This is a genomic window from Streptomyces microflavus (assembly GCF_014650075.1).
Taxonomy (GTDB): domain Bacteria; phylum Actinomycetota; class Actinomycetes; order Streptomycetales; family Streptomycetaceae; genus Streptomyces; species Streptomyces microflavus.
In genome coordinates, this window is sequence record NZ_BMUG01000038.1 from 1 (window position 1) to 1045 (window position 1045).

A 1045-nucleotide genomic window follows, 5' to 3' on the forward strand; every position below is an offset into this window, starting at 1 on the left:
GGAAAATGAACCACGGCTGCGAGAAAGTTGCATAACATTGTCCAGGAAGTTATACAGGTAAAGGAAGACTGTGCACATGCGAAGAGAAGAAAAGAGACAAAACGGTGCACATGGCTACATGGCGAGTTACATGGCGTGGAGCCTGAAGAGGCAAGGGAGTCTCCCTAGCGAGGGTAACAACAGAAAAAGCAATGATCTACTTCTTCTGGAAGGCCGACTGTTGGAAGACTGGACCGAGCGAGGGCATGATGGGCTGCATGACCGAGGCGAAGTCCTGGGGGAAGATGCTGGTGGAGCTGACAGCCGAAGAGGCCGAGGTCCGTTGGTAGAACTGCTGGAACGACGAGCTGAGCGACGCCAAGGGAGACGCGATTTGGCTCAAGGCATCTCCGCCAAAGCTGGTCTGCAGCGAGCTCACAAAGTTGGTGAATTGGCTAAAGGTGCTCGAGGCGATGCTACCGAATTGGCCCGGGCTTTTGAAGCAGGTGCCGCAGTTGTTGGCTTGGCTCAGGACGGCCTGGAAGGACCGGGCGAGTTGCTGGCATCGCTGGAACGCGATGTCGCGAGTGAGCTGGCCGGCCGCGAGCTGAGACTGGAAGCCGCCGATGAGCCCGTTCAAGCTTTGGAAGCTGGAGCTGACCGACGAGACGCTCGAGCTCTGCTGGCTGGACGAGAAGCTGCTGCCGCCGGCGCCGAACCCACCAGCCTGGAAATTGTTGCTGCTGGATTGCTGGTTGAAACTGTTGGCGCTAAACTGCTGGACAACCGAGGGCATGATGCCTTGGAAGACCGGGCCGAAGTTCTGCGGGATGAGGCTGCTGGTGCTGATCGCAGAGGAAGCGGACGTCCTCTGGAAGAACTGCTGGAAGGACGAGGTGAGACCCGACAAGGGAGACGCGATTCGGCTGAAGGCGCTTCCATCAAAGCTGGTCTGCAGCGAGCTCACAAAGTTGGTGAATTGGATCAAGGTGCTCGAGGCGATGCTGCCGAATTGACCGATGTTGAAGCAAGTGGCACAGTTGGTGGCTTGGCTCAAGACGGCCTG

General features: G+C 57.7%; 1 protein-coding gene. It reads right to left on the minus strand.

All coding sequences use genetic code 11. The features are described 5' to 3' along the window. Positions 1 to 196: 196 nt before the first annotated feature. The coding region (locus IE264_RS38855) for a hypothetical protein (protein ID WP_229888003.1) at positions 197 to 1045 on the minus strand (849 nt) is incomplete at its 5' end.